Genomic DNA, 21,541 nt, shown 5'->3' on the forward strand with positions numbered 1-21,541 from the left:
TCATTTCCCTAAAAAAACTATTTCAAAAATGTTATGGTTAGTAACCCCACCAATAAACTTTAATTATATAGGAGATAACTTTGAGTCATAAAAAGATTGCAATATTAGGTGCAGGTCCTAGTGGTCTGGCTCAATTGCGAGCTTTTGAAGCTGCTCGTAAAGCAGGCGTCGAAAACCTACCAGAAATCGTCTGCTATGAGAAACAAAATGCTATAGGTGGCATGTGGAACTACAACTGGAGAACCGGCTTAGATAAAAATGGTGAGCCTGTACACGGTAGTATGTACCGCTATCTATGGTCAAACGGCCCAAAAGAGTGTTTAGAGTTTGCTGATTATTCATTTGAAGAACACTTTGGCGCCCCCATCCCCTCTTATCCTCCTCGTGAAGTTTTACGCGACTATATTATGGGTCGTCTAGAAAAACAGGATATCAATAAATACATCCGCTTTGAGTGCCCAGTACGTTGGGTAACTTTCGATGATGAGACCAAGAAGTTTACCGTCACTGTCATGGACCACAAAAAAGGGGAACAAGAAACCAATGAGTTTGATCATGTCATCGTGGCAACTGGTCATTTCTCAACCCCAAACATGCCTTACTTTGATGGCTTAGAACATTACACCGGACGAGTATTACATGCTCACGACTTCCGTGATGCCTTAGAATTTGAAGGCCAAGACATTTTACTAATTGGCAGTAGCTACTCTGCAGAAGACATCGGTACTCAGTGCTATAAATACGGCACAAAATCAGTCACCATTAGCTATCGTACCCAGCCTCTTGGCTATGAGTGGCCGGACGGTATCTCTGAAAAACCGCTAGTCACCCACTTTGAAGAAGATACAGCTTTCTTCTCAGATGGCACCAGTCAGAAGTTTGATGCGGTCATCATGTGTACTGGGTATTTATTCCATTTCCCATTCTTACCTGATGAGCTTCGTCTACAAACTCATAACTGCTTGTATCCAGCGAACTTATACAAGGGCATCTTCTGGCAGCCTAACCCACAGCTTATCTATTTAGGTATGCAAGATCAGTACTTCACCTTTAATATGTTTGATGCCCAAGCTTGGTACGCTCGTGATGTCATCTTAGGTAAGATTGAATTGCCAAGCTTAGAAGAGCGTCAAAAAGATGAGCAGCAATGGCTAGAGCGTCATGAAAACTTAACTGATGCGGACAGTGAAATTGATTTCCAAGCCAGCTATATCCGTGACTTATATGACGCCACAGACTACCCAGAGTTTGAAGTTGAAAAACAAGGTGAGATCTTCAAGCAATGGAAGAGAGATAAGAAAAAAGGCATTATGACCTTCCGTGAGAAATCTTATCGCTCTACATTAACCGGTACTTTAGCTCCTGAGCTACCTAAACCTTGGTTAAATATTATGGATGACTCTTTAGAGCATTTCTTAAACATTACTCTAGAGAAGAAATCCAGAAGTGCATAAGCCATTAAGCATAAGCAAGTGTTCCTCATTCCTATGGTGATCACTACTATGCTCAAATTAAAAAGCAGCCATTAATGGCTGCTTTTTTTTGCTTAGGCTATTTATTTAGGGTCTTTAATTTGACGAATAATACTTAAATAAGCCATTCCTTAAATTAAAATTAGCCCATACCCAGCTCAATTAAGCTGGCATTACCGCCAATAGCCGTCGTGTTTACGGTCTTGACGCGTTCGGTACAAAAGCGCTCAAGATAGTCTGGCTGGAACATCTCGCTACAACCCTCAACATCTGTCACGGCTACCAACTGAGTTAAAATACCTTCGGTTTCAGACAGGTCCTTACCAATCTGTAATAACTCTTGCGGCGTACCTACTGCACCGATAACCGCCAAGCGGCTGATATTAAGCAGCGTAACCAACTCTGAATCATTGGTAATGCTCATCACGCCAGCATAAACTCCTGACTGATTCAGAACTGCCATCGCTTCTTCACAAAGCTGCTGATAGCTTGGATAACGTAAAAACACTTCGTTTCCGGTCAATAATGCTGCAACTAGCGTCCCCAAAAAGGCAATAGGGTTGGCCGCTTCAGTAGCCAGTATCATAGCTTTACCACGAGGCGCTAAGTACAAGTCATTAGACTCACCCGTGGCTCCCTCCAAGCGCATCACCTGTTCCAACTTCTCTGCTTGAGACAACAGATGATTAAACAGATGTTGTGCTTGCTCCCCATTAGGGCTGATGTCTGCCAGCTTTCTACTGGCTTCTGTCAAAATAATACTGCGTTTAACCGCCCCTAACTGAGCCCAAGCTTCACATTGCTGGGCCTGATCTTGTTTAAATACTTTATTCATGAGCTTATCCTTAATGTCATTGCTTATTGTTATGAGATATGGTGTGTCTCATCGAAAGTGGGTTAATGTTGTTTTAAACGTTTTGCCACTTCGTCAATCTAGCCACATAACGTGGGCCTCCGGCTTTTGGCCCTGTCCCTGATAACCCACAACCACCAAAGGGCTGCTCGCCTACCACAGCACCAATTTGGTTACGGTTGATATAGGTATTCCCCACTTTAGTACGGCTCTCAATATGATCCGCTACCGTTTCGATACGGCTGTGAATACCTAGAGTTAAGCCATAACCTGTGGCATTAATCTCTTCTATAAGCTCATCAAGCTTGCTAGCCTCATAACGTAAAATATGCAAGATAGGTCCAAAGTGCTCGCCACCAATCACGTCAATACCGTCCACTTCAATAGCCGTCGGTAATACAAAGGTGCTATTACTTAGGTTATTTGCAGACTCAGAACTAATAGGCGTTTGAGCAATAACACGGGCTCGGCTATCGTTACGCATGGCTTCAATGTGGTCACGTAGACCTTTTTGGGCCTCTTTATCAATCACCGGACCCACATCTGTGGTCACATTAGATGGATTACCTACTACCAACTCAGCCATATTCCCCTTGAGCAGCTCAATGACAGAGTCAGCAATGTCTTGCTGCAAACACAATATTCGACAGGCTGAACAACGCTGTCCTGCTGAACCAAATGCTGATAACACCGCATCTTTTACCACTTGCTCAGGCAGAGCGGTTGAGTCAACAATCATCGCATTTTGACCGCCAGTTTCTGCAATCAAAATAGGCAGATCTTTAGCAGAAGCTTGTTCAGAGCCCGACTCTACAACTCGCTCATTAGAATAAAGTGACTTATTAATGTGCTGTGCAGTCTGGGTAGATCCGGTAAATACCACGCCATCAATTAAGGTCGATGAAGTCAACGCTGCCCCTACCTCGCCAGCTCCAGTCACAAACTGTAAAGCATAGTCAGGCACGCCTGCTTGATACATAAGCTGCGCCCCAAAATAGGCAATCAAGCTGGTTTGTTCTGCAGGCTTAGCAACTACTGTATTACCTGCTGCTAAAGCCCCAACAATTTGTCCGGTGTAAATAGCTAGCGGGAAGTTCCATGGGCTAATACAAACTACGGTACCGCGAGCCGTACGCTTTTGCGTGACTTGATTGCCTGATAAATCAGTAAAGGCATGGGTTTGCTGACTTAAACGCTCAGCTTCATTGGCATAGTAACGACAAAAATCGACTGCTTCACGAATCTCATCAATACTATCTTGTAACGTCTTGCCGGCCTCTTTATGACACATAGCCACCAGCTGGCTAAAGTTTTGTTCATACAAATCAGCGATACGCTTTAAGATGGCACTGCGCTCAGTGACAGGCACTTGTTGCCACTGGCTTTGACCCGCTATTGCTGCATCCATCGCCTGGTTGGCAATCTCGGCATCAGCATAGACCACTTCACCAGCCACAACCTCATGGTTCCAAGGCGCTACTACAGTGTTAACGGATAACTGCTGTGCCACTGTGTTATCGATTTGCTGGCCCTTAACAACAGAGTTGGCAGACCAAGTATGTTGTAAATAGCTGTCCACTTGCGCTTTAAACGGTTGCCACTGCGAGTCAACAAATATATTAGGGCCAAAGCTTGCCTGTCTATCTGTGTAAATCTCTAACGGCATTGCAATACGTGGATTATGTAGTGTCTCGTACTGCGTCAACGTATCATAAGGATGCACCGTTAAAGGCTCTACCGGGTGAGTCTTATCTAATAATTGGTGCACAAATGAGCTGTTAGCGCCATTTTCTAATAAACGACGTACTAAGTAAGGTAGCAAGTCTTTATGTGCACCGACTGGAGCATAGATACGCACCGGAATGTCATAGGCCTGCAAGATATGATCATAAAGCGCATCGCCCATGCCGTGCAGTCTCTGGAATTCAAAGTCTCTGTGCGGGCTCATGGTCATTACTGAAGACAAAGTATGGGCATTATGGGTGGCAAACTGTGGCCAAAGCACCCCACGAATTTGCTCAGTTAATAAGAATCTGGCACAAGCTAAATAGGCCACATCCGTTCCCTCTTTGCGGGTCCATACCGGATAGCCAGTAATGCCTTTTTGCTGAGCCAATTTAATTTCATAATCCCAGTAAGCGCCTTTTACCAAGCGTACAGGAATACGATCGCCCACTTCTTTTGCCAAACTTGCCAGCCAAGTCAGTACCGCTAAAGCTCGTTTTGAGTAGCCTTGTACTACCAGCCCTAAGCCGTCCCAATCTTGAGTCATGGTGTCACGGTATAAAGATTCAAATAACTTTAACGACACTTCTAGACGATCGGCTTCTTCGGCATCAATACTGATATCGACATCTACTTCACGTGCCGCTTCAATTAATAGGATGCAGCGTTGACGCAGTAAACCTAACACCTGATCAATTTGGGTCGCTTCATAACGCGGGTGTAATGCCGACAGCTTAATAGATACTGAAGGTTTAGGCATGCCCTCTTTGACCTTGATATTGGCCGTAGAGCGAATGGCGTGCAAATAGTCACTAAAATACTTCTCAGCATCTTTATGAGTAACTGCTGCTTCTCCAAGCATATCGAAGGAATAGGTATAGCCTTTATTGCGATAAGGCTGGCTGTTGCGATTGGCTTCTTCAATGGTTTCACCGAGCACAAACTGATGACCCATAATTTTCATAGCACGCTGCATGGCGCTACGAATCACCGGCTCACCCATTTTTTTGGTCATACGATCCAAGAAGCCTGAGGCTGTGGTAGAGCTATCAATACTCACCACACGGCCAGTCATCATAAGGCCCCAGGTTGATGCATTAACGATAAATCCGTTGTCGTCTTTTAAGTGCTTTTTCCAATCCGCCACACTCATTTTGTCACGAATAAGTGCATCCGCCGTGGCATTATCTGGCACACGGATTAAGGCCTCAGCAAGGCTCATCAATAAGATACCCTCTTGGGTATCCAAGCTGTACTCTAGTAGTAATGAATCCACCATCTTAACGGCTTTATCATTATTACGAACATGCTCAACCAAGCTGGCCGTTTGTTCTGCAGCAGCATCACGCTCATTAACGCCATGCACGACTCGTGGCTCTGCTAGTGGCAACAGCTCCCCTAACCAAGTGTCTTCATCGGCACTGTATAAAGGAGAAATCAGCTTAAATAATTCGCTGGCTGGTTTCTCGATATAACTCGGCTCTAATACATCTGTCGCCGAAAATTGGATTGGGTTTTGCGGGTAGAATGGGTTATTTAAACTCATATCATCTCCATTGATATCAAAGAAAATAGTGGTGTGGCTTGCGTATCACGCTAAAGTCTTATGGTCATTTATCCATTGAAATCATCATCTTTAGTTATCATCAGTATTCGATGACTCCTCGCTGATAGTCAGAATAACCAGACTGGCGCACTATTAAGGTTAATTAAATGAGTTACTACCACTATAGACAGCAAAGCCTTGTTATTAAAGGGAGGATAAGTATCGGGAATGTTAAGCGTAAATAAAACATACGTCATCACAAACCCTCTTTTTTCATAACAATCACCCACTTAGATTAATAATAAAGAGATAGGATTCATCGCCTAAAAGGATAGGCATTTCCTACTTCTTAATCTAGGTGCTGCAGATTACTAAATGAAAAAAGGTCGACTTATTTATCGATTTAATTAAAGGCTTATAGGCTATTTAGGACGAATTACTAAATATCAAACAATACGGCATCGAGGGGATACAGAATAATTTGATATCAATTTGGCGGAATAAATAGAATTTAAAGCGGTCAAAAACAGTAGCAAGTCCAAGCCATCGTCTTATAGTGTAACCATCCTCGAATATAGAACACTTCGACAGACAGTATGAATAACCAACGACAAACTCACTAATGCCTTCTTCTTTAATGATACTGGCTTAAATTAAACAGGACGTTTTAGGTCGGCCAGCTAAAGAAAAACCTCTACGGCGTTGATTGAGGTTATGAGCTTGATGGGCGAATGTTACCACACTCATCCGGTGTTAGACCATAGTTTAGACCAAAAAAATAAGGCTGATAAAAACAGGTGTTTTTATCAGCCTTAAAAAATTGTTTTTTCAAACCCCTCTTTATTGTTTTTTTTACTCAATAAAGCGGATTATTTATGAAAACAACTTATAAGAAAGCAGCTTATAGGAAAACAATTTTACCTAACAGGATGATCGTTAACACCCATACCGCAGGGCTTACTTGATTGAATTTACCCGTTAACACTTTAACCACAGTATAAGTGATAAAACCTAGCGAGATACCATCAGCGATAGAGTAAGTTAACGGAGTTAATAGTAGCACCACTGCCACAGGAGCTGCTTCTGTTAAATCTTCCCAGTCAATGTCTTTTAGCGTGTATAACATTAATACAGAAACGTAGAAAATCGCACCCGCTGTTGCATAGGCTGGAATCATACCTGCCAGCGGTGCAAAGAAGATACTTAATAGAAACAACACACCCACAGTCACAGCCATAAGACCTGTACGACCACCAGCGGCAACACCTGCTGTACTTTCAACAAAGCTTGTGGTTGATGAGGTACCCAGCAATGAGCCAGCAACGGTTGCTGTAGAGTCTGCTAACAGTGCTTTGTCTAGGTTGCGGATATCGCCTTTTTCATCGACTAAGCCGGCTTTACTGGTCACACCAATTAAAGTACCTGACGTATCAAACAAGTCAACGAATAAAAAGGCAAAGATCACACTAATCATAGCAATATCAAATGCACCAGCAATATCCAGTTGCATAAATGTCGGTGCAATCGGTGGCGGCATAGACATCACGCCAGCAAACGGCACTTGACCAGCAAGAACTGCAATAACAGTGACCGCTAAAATGCCGATAGTCACCGCACCAGGGATATTACGATACACCAAGCCAATGATCATGAAGAAACCTAAGGCAGCCATCATTGGAGAGAACTGCTGTAGGTCACCTAAGCTAACAAAGGTTGCTTCATTGGCAACGATAATGCCTGAGCTTTTTAAGGCGATAAAGGCTAAGAAAGCCCCAATACCAGCAACAATACCTTGCTTTAAGCTATTTGGAATGGCATTAATCACCCACTCACGAATCTTAAATAAGCTTAGTAGCACGAAGATACAGCCTGACAAGAATACCGCTCCTAAAGCTGTTTGCCAGGTATAACCCATGCCCAGTACTACGCCATAAGTAAAGAAGGCGTTTAGACCCATGCCTGGTGCCAAAGCTACTGGCAGACGGGCATAAATACCCATGATGAAACAGCCTAGTGCAGCAGCCAAACAGGTGGCCACAAACACTGCCCCACTATCCATACCGGCATCGGCAAGAATATTAGGGTTAACAAAAATGATGTATGCCATCGTTAAAAACGTCGTGATCCCCGCTAAGATTTCTGTTCTTACCGTGGTGTTTTGACCGTCAATGCCAAAATAGCGCTCAATTGCATTCATAGGGATTAGCCTGAGTATATTTGCGTTGAAAAACCAAAGGATGGTGCTGTTTTAGGAAAATAAAAATAAATCTACTGTTTACTTAACCAAAAACAGACAAGGAGAAATACTGCGTTAATATAATAAAAAAGGGTAAATTATATAGGATTCGGCTTAAAACTAGTACACCTTTGACCAACAATTCATCAAATTCTATGTAAATCCATCGATTATTGACCAGTATTGGAGGTTATTTAGATTTAGATTTAGATTTAGCTATTGCTTCACTTTTAAGCCAAGCGACTTGAGTTATAGTCTACTTCCGTTTATAACCTACTTAAGTTTATAAGAGGCGTTGAAAGTAGTAGAATCAGGCTAGGTTAAGGTATAATGTAGCGCTGCTATATTAGCCCCCTTGCACTTACTAGCTTTACTTACAAACACTATCTGTAATTATAATAGCGACTGCTTAATACTTTGGTTGCCTCTTCTGTACTTTCATTTAAGTTCTATTTTAATTTAGCGTTTTATAACCTCTTATAACCTCAAGCGAGTGATTCATGTCAGAGCTGTCAGATTCTATCAACCTTATTAGTCTTATTACCAATGCCAGCTTATTGGTTCAGATTGTTATGGGGATCTTGTTATTGGCATCCATACTTTGCTGGGTGCTCATTTTCCGTTTGAGCGCGCGACTGGGCACAGCCAAACGCCAAGATCAGCATTTTGAAAACTGGTTTTGGTCAGGCGAAGATCTAGCAAAGCTTTATCAAGGTATTCAAAACTCACCAGACCGTCATGGTCTGGCCAATATATTTTATGTCGGCTTTTCTGAATTTTTACGCATGAACAAAAAGCGTCAGCCCAAAGACCATATTATTGATGGGGTTGAGCGTAAACTACGTGTAGGACTTGGCCGTCAGCAGCAATCGCTTGAGTCAGGTTTGGCAGTGTTAGCCAGTATCGGCTCAGTGTCCCCATACATCGGTTTATTTGGAACTGTTTGGGGTATTATGAATGCCTTTATTGGTCTATCTGAAGCGTCTCAAGTTAGCTTAGCTGCGGTTGCCCCAGGGATTGCTGAAGCATTGATTGCTACCGCTATGGGCTTATTTGCCGCTATTCCTGCTGTTTTAGCTTATAACCATTTCACTGCTAAAGCTGCTGGTATTTATGACAGCCGCGCTTTGTTTTGTGATGAGATGACCGGCATGCTACAGCGTGAGACACACGAAACCGCAGCTATCCCTCAAGAAGAGAGCTATGCCGCTCAAGCCTCTCAGCTATAAAAGGAGCACGTTATGAAAGCTAGCCCCTTTTCCAGACATAAAAAAGAACTCAACGCCTCTATGAACGTGGTGCCCTACATTGATGTGATGTTGGTGCTACTGGTCATCTTTATGGTGACCACCCCTATGCTGACCACAGGTGTGGACGTTGACTTACCTAAAGCCAGTACCGATAACATTGCCACAGGAGCACAGATGCCTGTCATTATCTCTCTAAAAAGTAATGGAGAGATTTATATGAGTTATGAAAACAATATCGATACGCCAGTATTAGAAGATGCGTTAATTGAGACTCTTATTGGCTTACAAAACAACTCACAAGGCAATGAGGTGCAAGTCATGATTAATGCTGACCAAAATAATCAGTATGGTATGGTGATGCAGATTATGGCCAACTTACAAAAAGCTGGCGTCAAAAAAGTAGGTTTATTAACGGGTCAGCCCTTGCCTACTGATATAAATTAACCATGAAACCAGCTTAGAGTCTGACCAAATTAGAGTCAGATCAAACCCTGCTACTTAACTAAAACTTTGAGAAAATGACCGTGCTAAATCGAGCGCCCAGTATTTACGTTCCCGTAGAGCCTGAAGATAATGGCATCGCCCTGCCAGCTATCTTAAGCTTAATCGTGCATGGCTCTATATTGGCATTTATTGCTTTGACTTACCAAGCGCCTAATATTGAAGACAACCAGACCATTGAGACCAGTATCATCACTCCTGAAGAGTTGGCAAGTCTACAAGCAGAAATTCAGGCAAATCGGGAGACTTTAGCGGCGGGTGGTGTTCCTGAAACTCCTGAAATAAGCACTCAACCACCGCCACCCCCTCCATCAGCCAGTACGGATAACTCCTATATTGGTGGGGATTCTGCCTTCTCCAGAGGCATCTCCTCTATTTTTAATAATTCAATTGACTCTACTCCTGAGCCTGTGGGGGCCAATGACAGTAGCGACCCTGTATTTACAGAGCTCAGTGAACTTCCAGAGCCTAGCAAAGCAGAAGAGTTGTCAGAGACTACAGAAACGAAGTCTGCCGCAGAAGACTCAAAGCCGATAAAAAACACCCCAAAAGTGACCGCCAATACAGATCACAAGGGTCAGCTTAGTGCCACCTTCCCTTCGGGTGCTGAAGGCAATAAAAACAAATCTACTTCTGGAACAGGTACTGCCTCACAATCGACAGGCAGTGGCAGCAGCAAGTCTAGCAGTGGTGACATCAGTGGGGATTTGATAAGCCTAATCGAACCTCATTGGACACCCCCCGTTGGTAAAGTCGGTGCAGCCGTCTCGGTCTCAGTTACCGTGGATGAAAATGGCAATGTCTTAAGCGTCAATGCCAACACCTCCGATCCAGAGCTCAAGCAATCCTTAGAGTCTGCGGTTAACAGAGCCAGTCCGCTTACTCCGGTCATCGGTACCAATAAGCGTCGACTGAAACTTAATTTTATTGTTCGCTAGTGCCGATAATAAAGTTAGATAAAAAGTTAGATAAATAGGATGGCAGCCTAGATAAGTATGAACAATGACATTATGATTGAATAAAACAAAATAAATTACCGTTGTTAACTATACTTATTACGCTGTCCCTTATATCCTCTTGTTATCCGAAGCCTTATACTTATATAGGCTTGAGATCTTTATAATTAAGAACAACATGGCTAAGAATAAAATGATGACTCCTAAAAACACCCTTACCCCCTCTTATTCTCGTTTTACCACTGGCTTATCCTGCGCCCTATTGGCCTCGCTAGGTATGCTAGTTGGCACAACCGCAAATGCAGAAGAAGACTACGATTTGGAAGTCACTATCTCCAAAAAAGGAGAGGTGAGTAAAAACCAAGTGGCCTTTGTCCCTTTTGCAGGCGACAGCAACACCTCGCAAACTATCCAAAAAGATTTACAAGCTACCCCATTAAAAGTAACCAGTGAAGGCTTAATTGGTCAGCCTCACAGCCGTGATGATTTGGCAGCAACCCTACCAGCTTGGCAGCAGTTGGGCATCCCTTATATGGTCATCGGTAGCAGCAAAAGCGTTGCCGGAAACACCACCATCACCTTTGAGGTGATTGAAGTGGCCAAAGGTAGAATCATTAAAGGCACCCAAACCGTCACAGCAGTGGACAGCAAAACTGCCGCTCATAAAGCCTCAGGGCGTATTTATGAGTTAATTACGGGCAAGAAGCTAGACCTAAATGCTCGTCTAATTTACGTGGAAGAAAAAGGCAGCGGCAAATCGAAGACTTCTGCCCTAGTCCTAGTCGATGCTGACGGCAGTAACAAGCGTGTCCTGTCTCGGGTCACTGACGCCACTATCTATAGCCCAGCTGTCTCTCCAGATGGCCGTTCTGTTGCTTACTCGGTTCAGCTAAAAGACAATAGCGCCAATCTATGGAAATATGACCTAAAGACCAGTCAATTGACTCGTCTGGTCGAGATGAAAGGCAGTAGCTTAAATCCTAGCTTCTCCTCAGATGGCTCAAAGATTTTATTCTCAAGCACAGTCAATGGGGATGCCGATATTTATCGCATCAACAGCAATGGCGGTAAGCCAGAACTGGTTATGTCAGGTCCTTACGAGCAAGTTACCCCAAGCTATGCGCCGAACGGCAGCTTCGTATATGCCTCGGACCATGCCAGCCCAAACCGTCCAAGTATTTATCGCTATAACTTCTCCGGATCACCAGTGCAAATCTCACGAGGCGGCTATGCCACCAACCCTAATTACAGTCCTGATGGCACAAAAATTGGCTTCTTAAGTGGCCGTAATGCTGCCATTATGAGTAGTAATGGCTCTATTCTGGCTAACTTTGGGGCAACTGGCTTAGATGAAGCACCTAGATTCTCACCCAGTGGTGAGCGTGTGGTGTATTCTCAAGGCGCCAAAAAAGGCAATTTGGTTATTCGCTATGTAGACGGAGGTAAAGTGACCACCTTACCTACCGATGGTATTGCCAAGTCCCCTACTTGGGTACCTAGCGCTGAATAGCTCTTATAGTTAAAGTCAAATGACCAAGCTCTACGCACAATAAAAAAACCTCAGTTTAACTGAGGTTTTTTTATTTAAATAGACCTATAAAAAGCCATTGTATTTTGTCTCACATAACCCATACTATAATCAGCTAATACGCAGAATAAATAGCTTTTACTCCCGCCAAACTTGCCATAATTTTAAAGAGGCCATCTATGTTTTTAATGAAAAAAAAATCTGTATTATCACTGGGATTAGCCTCGGCAGCGATGACCTTAAGCGGTTGTCAAAATATTCAAATGGCGGAAAGCCCAATACCAGTTACTGCAGACTTCCACCCTATTTTGGTGTCCACTCAACCTTCTAGTCAAGCCCCGACCCAAGTAGAAGACGAAGCAATTACCCTAACACAGAGCACCTCTAATTCGCACAAGTAGGTAGCTTAAGTCCAAAGCCTATGCTTTAAGCTTAACAACCAATAGCGCCATACGACCAGTATTGCCCTCACCCAAATGAGTCTTTCTACGATATGAGTAGTATTCACTACTTTCATAACTACATGCCAAAGCTGGACTAGCTTTCGACTCATCATCAGATAGGCTACTTGGCTTCTCAACCTGTATGCCCAGTTGATTCAGCTGTAATTGTGCCAGCTTGGGCAAATCCAGCCAAGCTTTATTAGGGTCTTCATGCTCAGCCACTATTTGTGACCTGACCTCTTCTGCTGACATACCCATTTTTTCACAGCCAAACAACAGTTTATCTACCACCTCAGACGAGACTTCATAGCACGCCTGACTGATGCAAGCACCTATCCAAGCTTGCAAAGGTTTTGCATCGCCTAAGTTAGGTGATAACGAATTAGCTGATGGTGTGTTGAGGTTCATTAACTCATTATAAGTCTCAAAAACCACTCCGTTAGCCAGTCCTTGCCAGCCGGCATGAATGGCGGCAACCTGCCTCGAGCTTGGGTCATAAATCACAATAGGCACACAGTCTGCGGTCATGATAGCCAAAGCTTGACCAGACTGGGCACTGACCAGAGCATCTGCAGCAGCGGGTACTAAAGATAAATTATCTAGGTACGAATCTTCAATACGAATTACTTGGTTGCTATGAATCTGACTTAGCCAATAAATAGCTTCAACAGTAGAGGGCTTATTTTGCTTAGCCAAATAGTCATTAATGGCACGCAATAACTGTGCTCTATTATTTAATACTTGGGCCGGATCATCATTGACATGCAGACCTAAGTTAAAGCGGCCATAACTGTTGGTCTGGCTACTTTGTTTATCATTAGAAGTAGCCATCTCAGTTCCCGCATTGGTTTGAACAATTAAAATTTCATCCGTATGAGCCAGGATTTGAAACGGTTTTTTATGGGTTAAATTTGACATAGTGACACCCAATTACTTGTGTAAAAAAGACAAGAATAATATCCGTAAACTTTAAAAAGCTACTCGCTTAATATCTCTGCCAGTTGAATAATGTCTTCTGGTAAAGGCGCTGTGACTTCAATATCTTCGCCAGTCTCAGGATGAACGAACCCTAATTGATAGGCATGTAGCGCCTGACGCGGGAAGTTTTGAATCGCATCACGCTGCTCTTGGGTGAGTCCCGCTCTTAGCTGCTGACGGTTACCATAAACATCATCACCAATAATAGGATGTCCTATGTGACTTAAATGGACACGAATTTGATGGGTACGGCCTGTCTCTAGCTGCACATCAAGCAAGCTATAGCTTTCATTTAAGGGCGTAATATTCATAATATGAGTCACAGCAGGCTTACCCACACTGGTGACTGTCATCTTCGTACGCTGGGTGCGGTGACGACCTATTGGCGCATCAATTGTACGCTGCCGAGTCAAGCTGGGCGCATCTCCTGCCACGATACATTGATAATGACGATAAACCGTCTTATCCTTTAGCTGCTCCTGCAATTCAAGCTGAGCCGCTTTGGTTTTACCAATCACCAATAAGCCTGAAGTGTTTTTATCAATACGGTGCACTAAGCCCGCTCTTGGCAGGTGGGCTTGATTGGGATAATGAAATAATAGTCCATTCACCAAGGTACCTGTCCAGTTGCCGGCACCAGGATGAACGACCATACCCACAGGCTTATTCACCACCAACACGCTTTCATCTTCATAAACAATATCTAGTGCTATGTCTTCTGGCTGATCATTACCATGTTGTTCAAGCTTGGCTTCTAATAACAGATTATCGCCCGCTTTCACACGATACTTCGGTTTCTCTACACTGCCATTAATGGTCAAATTACCTGACTTTAGCCACTCTTGAAGCTGTGCACGAGAATGATCGGCAAAAAGCTCAGCTGCTAACTTATCGATACGCTGACCGGCCTCTTCGGCAGTAACAGTATGCTCAGCATGCACCTCTAAGCTTTGGCTATCTGCACTATCTTCTTCCTCGTCATCGAAGTCTTCAAGCTCAATTTCTGCCTCATAATCTGCGGTTGATGACAATTGAGACTGCTCTAAACTTTCTGCTTTCGAACTCGGCATAGGGCTACCACTTTCCTCTATAATATCGCTAGGTTGGGCTGACTGGCTATCAGAATTGCTCTGAACCGTATTATCTGTGAATCCTGCTTGATTGTTGATTGAGTTTGGGCTATTTTCCGAAGGTACTGATGACGTTTCGGGAGAGATATTAGAGGACATAGTTTTAGAAAACGTTTTAGAAGACATAGTTATTTGGACCAAATTGAGTTTCTTATTAATAAGCTAAGTGTAGCATGATTTGGCTTATTCTCCTTATTTAACCTTGGCAACCTGCCCTTAAAAATAAAGGCAGTTAGTAAGATCCGTTTTATAATTTTGTCCTCAATAAAACTTTATAACACTTTATAACGGGCTAAACTAAAGCACTAACAACATTATGGTAGCAATCACCCTACAATCCTATACCAAAATAATCTTGTAGCGTGCTACACTAGAGCCACTAAAATTTGACTAAAATATTCTGCGGAGATTTCCATGCAGCGTGCTTCAACTTCTTTATTTACTGCATTAACCCCTAATTCCTCACAATCTTCTCGTAAGACTAAGTTTACTTTGGCATTATTAACGGCAGGTATGCTTAGCTTATCGGGCTGTCAGACCCTAAAGAACATCACTGGCAAAGACTCTGATGCGGTAGCCTCTGCAGAGAAAACCGATGCTCAGTACTATAAAGAAGCCGTGGAATCGATAGAAAAAGGGCGCTATATCTATGCCTCAGAGCAATTATCAGAGCTGCGCACCTTCTATCCTACCGGCCCTTACGCTGAGCAAGCTTTATTAGACTTGATGTACACCCAATTTCAGTCAAACGAATACGCTTTAGCAGTAACCAGCGCCGAGCAGTTTATTAAACTATATCCTCGCAACCCTCAAGTAGACTATGCCTACTATGTGCGCGGCGTGGCCAACATGCAAACAGGTACTAGCAGCTTATTAAATGCGGTAAAATTACAACAAGCTCACCGTGATACGTCTTACTATCGTTTGGCGTTTAGTAACTTCCAAGAGCTATTGGCTAAGTTCCCAAACAGTAGCTATGCGCCAGACGCAGCTCAGCGCATGACTCATATCTATAACCAGTTCGCTGAAAGTGAATTAACCGCAGCGCGCTGGTACATTAAGCGTGAAGCTCATGTGGCTGCTGCCAACCGTGCAAAATGGGTGTTCCAATACTACCCACAAAGCCAGCAAATCCCTGAAGCCATTGCCATCTTAGCTTATAGTCATGAGCAATTGGGCCTAAATGATTTAGCACAGCAGTACAAAACCCTACTACAAATCAACTATCCTGAGTGGTTAACTCGTGATGGTAAAGTGCGCATTAAAAACAACCGTGCTGGTAGCTTATTAAACAGAATGACTTACGGTAAATTGGGTCGCTCAGACAAGCGTACAGAGTCTGAAGGCACTCAATCTTCTGAATATACTGGAGCCACTAAGCAGCAAGTCATTCACAGAGCGGCTCAACTGCAGCTGCCTTCAGATAACGCCACTTTATCTGAGCAAAACATGCCGACCGTCAACACAGCTCGCCGCGGCGTTAACTTAGGTCTTGGCTTACCTGAAGACGCAGGAAGTCAGCCACAGACTCGTATTACTAGTCCAAAAGAGATGTATCCAGAAAGCAGCAACGATGAGTAAGCCACTGCTTAACTAAAATTACGTTGTTAAAGCGATACCTTTGAGCCACTTTATAAGCTAATCCCTTTAAAGTGGCTTATCTGTCTAAAAAAATCAGTTTTTATTTGGTAAGGCCAAACGCAATTATGAGCATCCCTAACCATATTCTTGACCAACTAAATAGCCAGGCCGATCTGGTAGGGATTATTGGCAAACACACTACATTGAAACGTGCCGGAAAAGAATTTAAAGGCAACTGCCCTTTTCATGGTGAAAAAACCCCCTCTTTTTATGTCAATCCGCAAAAAAACGTCTATAACTGCTTTGGCTGCGGCGTAGGGGGCAACGCCATCAGCTTTTTGCGTGACTATGAAAACCAAACCTTTATGGAAGCGGTTAGAGAGCTGTCGCGCCAAACAGGGATTGAGATACCCAAAGAAGACAATAAAGACTTACGCTATAAAAAAGGGCCGAAGAAACAGGTACTACCGCCACCTAGACCCAATCAACCTTCAAGCTCTCAGCCCACAAATGCACCTGCTGCCCCCTCTTCTACAAATACCGGCAGTGTGCCGTTTAATCCTAATAATGGGACTAATAATAATGGTGGATTAAATCATCTAAATTCAGCCCCTGTCCCTGATGATAGTGCCGGCTATTTTGATGAATCCAGCTACTATAACTCTGCACCTCCTACTGATTGGAACTCAGACTATTACACCGACGATGGTGCCAGCTTTGACCCTGGCACGGGCTTTGTCCCTGATTATCAGCCTGGCTATCCAGAGAGCTTACCTCAAGATAACCAAGAAGGGGATTTGTATGACTTGCTGGTGAGCATCAGTGAGTTTTACCAAAGCAACTTACGCAATAACTCACGAGCCATGGCTTATTTTCAAGAACGTGGCTTAACCGATAAGACCATTGAAGAGTTTAAACTCGGCTATGCTCCCACCGGTTGGCAACATCTAGAGCAAGCTTTTCCTCGTGACATAGAGGGATTAAAAGCCTTAGGCTTGGTACGCAAGTCGGAAAAAGGGCGCGATTACGATTTACTTCGTGATCGAGTTATCTTCCCCATACGGGACAACCAAGGCCGAGTCATTGGCTTTGCTGGAAGGGCTTTAGACAATGAAGTAAAGCCCAAATATATCAACTCCAGTGATTCCCCCGTGTTCCATAAGCAGCACGTGCTCTATGGCTATTATGAGTCACGCCAGCACAAAGCCAATGATTGGCTTGTGGTTGAGGGTTATATGGATGTTATCGCTCTGTACCAAGCTGGGATTTATGGGGCCGTGGCATCAATGGGAACGGCGATTAATGAAAGTCAGATTGCCCGTTTATTACAGTTAAACCCTACCCTAACTTTATGTTTTGATGGGGATAGCGCCGGTCAAAAGGCTGCGTGGCGTACGCTTGAGGTCGCCTTGCCGGTACTTAGTGATGACAAAGAGCTGCGCTTTTTAAGTTTACCGGGTGGGCATGACCCCGATACTTACGTGGCCTTACAAGGCGTAGAGGCCATGCGTGAACAAATCAAAAACGCCATGCCTTTATCGCAATACATTTTTGCCTACTTAAGCGAAAGATATGATCTAAGCTTGGCTGAAGGTAAAGCCAAGTTGATGTCGCAAGTCAGACAGCTTACCAATAACTTACCAAAAGGCTCTAGCTTTAAGTATCTATTAAACAATGATATTTACCAAAAACTTGGCGGCAGAAAAGGGCAAAAAAACTCAGCACACGATGTGCTATTGAACTTCGATAGTGACATGACGGTCAGCCGTCAGTTGCAGCTGTGTTTGTTATTTTCACCCAATTTACTCAAAGAAGATCCCATTGCCCGTATTTGGCAAGAGTCTGGAGTGGCTGATATAGAGTTTCGTCAGCACCGGGCTCAGCAAGGCCAGATTCAAGCCCCTGCGTTGCCAAGTTGGCAGGATTTTAACAGCCAAAGCTTGGTGCAACTCATTGAGGCCATACATTCATTGGAGTCTTATTTACCAAAGGATACCAACGCTGCCGCCCATTTTATTCTCGCTAATTTACCGGCCAACACCCAGCAAGCCTTGGCCAAACGTTGGCACCCTTTTTGGTCAAATCTCAATCAGCGAGGCATTATCGATGTGGACGCTTTGGTGGATGATTTGCTGACTCAGTTGTTATTACAAGCTTTGTCGAAGCAAATGGCACAGTCTAATAATATTGTGATTACCACCCATCTCAACCGTCAACGTCAAACTTTACTCAATTGGTCAAAGCAGCAGCAAGCGGCTCAGTCGAGTAAGATGGCTTAAAAATTTTATTAACTTGCTGTTTAATTTAGGGTTTAATCTATTATTTAATGGGTTGTTTATTGGCTCTTTAAGCAGGCAATACAACGCATGACTTTAAAAAATCCTTATTGCCCCCATATCATTAGTATCACCGGGTAGTACCTAAGCAAATATTTGATCTAGATCAGAATGAGTTTTTATGACTGATGGTCGTATTTGCGGTGCTGTTTTGGATATTATGTTATAATATCGGACTAAAATTTTTTATTCTTTGGCTGCAGATTTCGTTGCTCAACTTACAGTAAATAGCTTATGCAAAAACTACAACAATAAGACAACTATCTGGCCTACTAAAAAGCGAATGCACCCCCACTCTACCTTTAACCCACATCTTCTATTGCAAGCGAGATATTATGACCGATAAGGCAGCCTCTCAATCTACCTCTCAATTAGCCACACTTATCCAGATGGGTAAAGAGCAAGGCTATTTGACTTATGCTGAGGTGAACGACCAACTTCCCGCCTCAATTACCGAAAGCGACCAAATTGAAGACATCGTTCAAATGCTTACGGATGTTGGTATTAAAATTTTTGAATCAGCGCCAGATGCTGATGATATCTTGATGAACGATGGGGCCAATGACGATGAGATGGCCACAGACGAAGCAGCCGCTGTATTAGCTGCTGTAGAAACTGAGCCTGGCCGTACCACTGACCCTGTTCGTATGTATATGCGTGAAATGGGTACCGTAGACTTATTAACACGTGAAGGCGAGATTGTGATCGCTAAGCGTATTGAAGAAGGTATCCGTGATGTCCAGCATGCTATGGCTTACTGGCCTGGCACTGTGCAATTTATTCTTGATGAATATGACCTAGTAGAAGCTGGCGAGAAAAAATTATCTGACGTTATTACGGGCTTTTTAGATCCAGAAGAGCTTGAACCTGCTGAAGTTGAAGAAGACAAAGTTCCGGTTATCACCACCAAATCTAAAGCCAAAAAAGATGTGGATGATGATGAAGAGGAAGAAGAAGCTGAAGAAGAAGAGGAAGAAGCAGAAGAAGCTGGCGGCCTAGACCCTGAGCTAGTGCGTCAACGTGTCGAAGAGATTCGTGAGCTATTTGCTACTGCCAAACAAGCTTTGGAAGAATACGGCCGTGGTAGCCCGCAAGCCGAAGAAGCCTATGCTCTATTAGCAGATCGCTTCATGCTATTAAAGCTAAACAACCGTATGTCTGATAATGTTATGGCCATCATGCATGACGTTTATGATGATGTGCGTAAGCAAGAGCGTCAAATCATGCGTTTGGTTATTCGCCGCGGTAAAATGCCACGTGCAGAATTCCGTAAGACCTTCCCAAGCAACGAAACCAACGTTGACTGGTTAACCGATCGTCTAAAAGGCAATCCAAAATTCGCTGACAGCTTAGCCAAAGTAGTGGACGACGTGGTAGTTTTACAGCGCCGCATTAAAGACCACGAAAACAGACTGGGCATGCAAATCAGCGAGATGAAAGAAGTCGCTCGTCGTATGGCCATTGGTGAAGCAAAAGCCCGCCGTGCCAAAAAAGAAATGGTTGAAGCCAACTTACGTCTGGTAATTTCTATCGCCAAAAAGTACACCAACCGTGGTTTACAGTTCTTGGATTTAATTCAAGAAGGTAACATTGGTTTGATGAAAGCAGTAGATAAGTTTGAATACCGCCGTGGTTATAAGTTCTCAACTTATGCAACTTGGTGGATTCGTCAGGCCATTACCCGTTCAATCGCTGACCAGGCCCGTACCATTCGTATCCCTGTGCACATGATTGAAACCATAAACAAAATAAACCGTGTGTCACGTCAGTTACTACAAGAGATGGGCCGTGAACCGACTCCTGAGGAATTAGGCGAACGTTTAGAAATGGACGAAGGCAAGGTTCGTAAAGTCTTGAAAATTGCCAAAGAGCCCATATCTATGGAGACACCAATCGGTGATGATGAAGATTCACATCTAGGCGACTTTATTGAGGACCAAACCATCTCAAGTCCTGTTGAAGATGCTACTTCAGCTGGTCTACAAGAAGCCACACGTGATGTGTTAGGTAATCTAACCGAACGTGAAGCCAAAGTACTGCGTATGCGTTTTGGTATTGATATGCCAACCGATCACACTCTAGAAGAGGTTGGTAAGCAGTTTGATGTTACCCGTGAGCGTATCCGTCAGATTGAGGCCAAAGCTTTACGTAAGCTGCGCCATCCTTCACGCTCTGAGCACCTACGCTCATTTTTAGAAAATGATTAAGTATTAGCCACGCCTTTACTTATTCACTAAAAAAAGCTGGGGGTTCTCAGCTTTTTTTATACTTTAAAAACAATGGGAGATGCCAATTATGGCTAACAAAAATATCGACATGACTCGCGACCTAACTCTTTACAGCGATCCTTTTGCCAAAAAAACAGACATTCAAAATCCGCACTTATGGGAATTCCCAATGGATTACCCTATGAGCATTATTGGCCATGAAGGTGAGCATGACACTCTGCTTAATGAAGTTAAGCTTATTTTAGGCACTCAGTTCCCTGAATTTGATACTGAAAGCCTAACCGTAAAACAATCCAGCACCGGTCGTTTTACTTCAGTCCGTGCTAAGTTGTATTTCACTACTGCAGAACAGGTCAATGAGCTTTATGCCGCTTTGGATAATGCAAAAACTGTTCGTACCGTGGTTTAAATAACTTAAATTTATTGTAAATAAGTTTACAGCAAATTAATTGAGTCACTATTTGATTTGTTAGCCACGGCTATCTGTCCAAAACATACTTATTAAAAAAGAGCAGGCTTCCCTGCTCTTTTTATTTGTGTCACTCAAACTGAATTAATTTACAGGTTCAAACTTTTACCTGAACAAATCTAAACCCGTTTACTCTCGTTTACAATTTAGTAAAAAAAGTTTTTTCTTAGCTTTTTTTAGTAATAATTTTTCTTGACATAACCGCTAAGCAATACCCTATCGGTAGTTGCAAATTTGCAAGTATTTTTCATGGCTAATTATTCATTTCAATTCTCTCAATTGAACTAGTAACTGCCGCTTTGTCAAGAT

The 21,541-nt window shown here is 43.3% G+C and carries 15 protein-coding genes; 10 read left to right on the forward strand and 5 right to left on the reverse strand.

Annotation, left to right across the window (positions count from 1 at the left end; translation table 11 throughout):
• The first annotated feature begins 80 nt into the window (after window positions 1–80).
• Window positions 81–1,454, forward strand: coding sequence for an NAD(P)-binding domain-containing protein (locus tag A1232T_RS08045; RefSeq protein WP_077448938.1), 1,374 nt, complete (start codon window positions 81–83; stop codon window positions 1,452–1,454).
• Window positions 1,455–1,614: 160 nt separating this feature from the next.
• On the opposite strand, the gene A1232T_RS08050 is transcribed toward A1232T_RS08045, so the two are convergent.
• The 3 genes from A1232T_RS08050 to A1232T_RS08060 form a co-directional block, all read right to left on the reverse strand.
• Window positions 1,615–2,307 carry a 1-pyrroline-5-carboxylate dehydrogenase gene (locus A1232T_RS08050; RefSeq protein ID WP_077448939.1) on the reverse strand — a complete coding sequence of 231 codons (693 nt, stop codon included), beginning with the start codon at window positions 2,305–2,307 and terminating at the stop codon, window positions 1,615–1,617.
• Window positions 2,308–2,380: 73 nt separating this feature from the next.
• Entirely contained in the window at window positions 2,381–5,596 is a 3,216-nt protein-coding gene (putA, locus tag A1232T_RS08055) for a bifunctional proline dehydrogenase/L-glutamate gamma-semialdehyde dehydrogenase PutA (RefSeq protein ID WP_077448940.1), read from the reverse strand.
• A 901-nt stretch (window positions 5,597–6,497) separates the two neighbouring features.
• Entirely contained in the window at window positions 6,498–7,793 is a 1,296-nt protein-coding gene (locus A1232T_RS08060; protein ID WP_077448941.1) for an NCS2 family permease, read from the reverse strand.
• Between the two features lie 548 nt (window positions 7,794–8,341).
• Between A1232T_RS08060 and tolQ the strand changes: the two genes are divergently transcribed.
• The 5 genes from tolQ to A1232T_RS08085 all read left to right on the forward strand — a co-directional run bounded on the left by tolQ (window position 8,342) and on the right by A1232T_RS08085 (window position 12,468).
• Window positions 8,342–9,061, forward strand: coding sequence for a protein TolQ (tolQ, locus tag A1232T_RS08065; protein WP_077448954.1), 720 nt, complete (start codon window positions 8,342–8,344; stop codon window positions 9,059–9,061).
• Window positions 9,062–9,073: 12 nt separating this feature from the next.
• Window positions 9,074–9,526 (forward strand): protein TolR, encoded by a 453-nt coding sequence (gene tolR, locus A1232T_RS08070; protein ID WP_077448942.1) that lies wholly within the window; start codon window positions 9,074–9,076, stop codon window positions 9,524–9,526.
• A gap of 74 nt (window positions 9,527–9,600) precedes the next feature.
• Complete coding sequence (locus A1232T_RS08075; protein ID WP_244152421.1) at window positions 9,601–10,521, forward strand: TonB C-terminal domain-containing protein; 921 nt, start codon at window positions 9,601–9,603, stop codon at window positions 10,519–10,521.
• 196 nt (window positions 10,522–10,717) lie between these two features.
• Complete coding sequence (locus tag A1232T_RS08080; RefSeq protein WP_077448943.1) at window positions 10,718–12,049, forward strand: PD40 domain-containing protein; 1,332 nt, start codon at window positions 10,718–10,720, stop codon at window positions 12,047–12,049.
• Between the two features lie 197 nt (window positions 12,050–12,246).
• Window positions 12,247–12,468: a hypothetical protein gene (locus tag A1232T_RS08085; protein ID WP_077448944.1), complete on the forward strand. Its 222-nt coding sequence runs from the start codon at window positions 12,247–12,249 to the stop codon at window positions 12,466–12,468.
• 18 nt (window positions 12,469–12,486) lie between these two features.
• On the opposite strand, the gene A1232T_RS08090 is transcribed toward A1232T_RS08085, so the two are convergent.
• Together A1232T_RS08090 and A1232T_RS08095 are read right to left on the reverse strand one after the other, a co-directional pair.
• Complete coding sequence (locus A1232T_RS08090) at window positions 12,487–13,428, reverse strand: purine nucleoside phosphorylase YfiH/LACC1 family protein (protein WP_077448945.1); 942 nt, start codon at window positions 13,426–13,428, stop codon at window positions 12,487–12,489.
• A gap of 59 nt (window positions 13,429–13,487) precedes the next feature.
• Window positions 13,488–14,744, reverse strand: a complete 1,257-nt coding sequence (locus A1232T_RS08095) for an RluA family pseudouridine synthase (RefSeq protein ID WP_244152422.1) — start codon at window positions 14,742–14,744, stop codon at window positions 13,488–13,490.
• 288 nt (window positions 14,745–15,032) lie between these two features.
• Between A1232T_RS08095 and A1232T_RS08100 the strand changes: the two genes are divergently transcribed.
• The 4 genes from A1232T_RS08100 (at window position 15,033) to A1232T_RS08115 (ending at window position 21,172) form a co-directional block, all read left to right on the forward strand.
• On the forward strand, window positions 15,033–16,199 hold the full coding sequence (locus A1232T_RS08100; protein WP_077448946.1) for an outer membrane protein assembly factor BamD: 1,167 nt from the start codon (window positions 15,033–15,035) through the stop codon (window positions 16,197–16,199).
• 125 nt (window positions 16,200–16,324) lie between these two features.
• Window positions 16,325–18,478, forward strand: a complete 2,154-nt coding sequence (dnaG, locus tag A1232T_RS08105; protein ID WP_077448947.1) for a DNA primase — start codon at window positions 16,325–16,327, stop codon at window positions 18,476–18,478.
• Window positions 18,479–18,870: 392 nt separating this feature from the next.
• On the forward strand, window positions 18,871–20,742 hold the full coding sequence (gene rpoD, locus A1232T_RS08110) for an RNA polymerase sigma factor RpoD (protein WP_077448948.1): 1,872 nt from the start codon (window positions 18,871–18,873) through the stop codon (window positions 20,740–20,742).
• A gap of 109 nt (window positions 20,743–20,851) precedes the next feature.
• Window positions 20,852–21,172 (forward strand): YbeD family protein, encoded by a 321-nt coding sequence (locus A1232T_RS08115; RefSeq protein ID WP_244152423.1) that lies wholly within the window; start codon window positions 20,852–20,854, stop codon window positions 21,170–21,172.
• Window positions 21,173–21,541: the final 369 nt, after the last annotated feature.

This window comes from Psychrobacter pasteurii, from assembly GCF_900162815.1.
GTDB classification, from domain to species: Bacteria; Pseudomonadota; Gammaproteobacteria; order Pseudomonadales; family Moraxellaceae; genus Psychrobacter; species Psychrobacter pasteurii.

What these genes read in the sequence shown, in the direction of transcription:
- A1232T_RS08050 (WP_077448939.1), bottom strand. Translation starts at nt 2,307, where the DNA reads ATGAATAAAGTATTTAAACAAGATCAGGCCCAGCAATGTGAAGCTTGG.
- putA (WP_077448940.1), bottom strand. Translation starts at nt 5,596, where the DNA reads ATGAGTTTAAATAACCCATTCTACCCGCAAAACCCAATCCAATTTTCG.
- A1232T_RS08060 (WP_077448941.1), bottom strand. Translation starts at nt 7,793, where the DNA reads ATGAATGCAATTGAGCGCTATTTTGGCATTGACGGTCAAAACACCACG.
- tolR (WP_077448942.1), top strand. Translation starts at nt 9,074, where the DNA reads ATGAAAGCTAGCCCCTTTTCCAGACATAAAAAAGAACTCAACGCCTCT.
- A1232T_RS08075 (WP_244152421.1), top strand. Translation starts at nt 9,601, where the DNA reads ATGACCGTGCTAAATCGAGCGCCCAGTATTTACGTTCCCGTAGAGCCT.
- A1232T_RS08080 (WP_077448943.1), top strand. Translation starts at nt 10,718, where the DNA reads ATGGCTAAGAATAAAATGATGACTCCTAAAAACACCCTTACCCCCTCT.
- A1232T_RS08085 (WP_077448944.1), top strand. Translation starts at nt 12,247, where the DNA reads ATGTTTTTAATGAAAAAAAAATCTGTATTATCACTGGGATTAGCCTCG.
- A1232T_RS08090 (WP_077448945.1), bottom strand. Translation starts at nt 13,428, where the DNA reads ATGTCAAATTTAACCCATAAAAAACCGTTTCAAATCCTGGCTCATACG.
- A1232T_RS08095 (WP_244152422.1), bottom strand. Translation starts at nt 14,744, where the DNA reads ATGTCTTCTAAAACGTTTTCTAAAACTATGTCCTCTAATATCTCTCCC.
- A1232T_RS08100 (WP_077448946.1), top strand. Translation starts at nt 15,033, where the DNA reads ATGCAGCGTGCTTCAACTTCTTTATTTACTGCATTAACCCCTAATTCC.
- dnaG (WP_077448947.1), top strand. Translation starts at nt 16,325, where the DNA reads ATGAGCATCCCTAACCATATTCTTGACCAACTAAATAGCCAGGCCGAT.
- rpoD (WP_077448948.1), top strand. Translation starts at nt 18,871, where the DNA reads ATGACCGATAAGGCAGCCTCTCAATCTACCTCTCAATTAGCCACACTT.
- A1232T_RS08115 (WP_244152423.1), top strand. Translation starts at nt 20,852, where the DNA reads ATGACTCGCGACCTAACTCTTTACAGCGATCCTTTTGCCAAAAAAACA.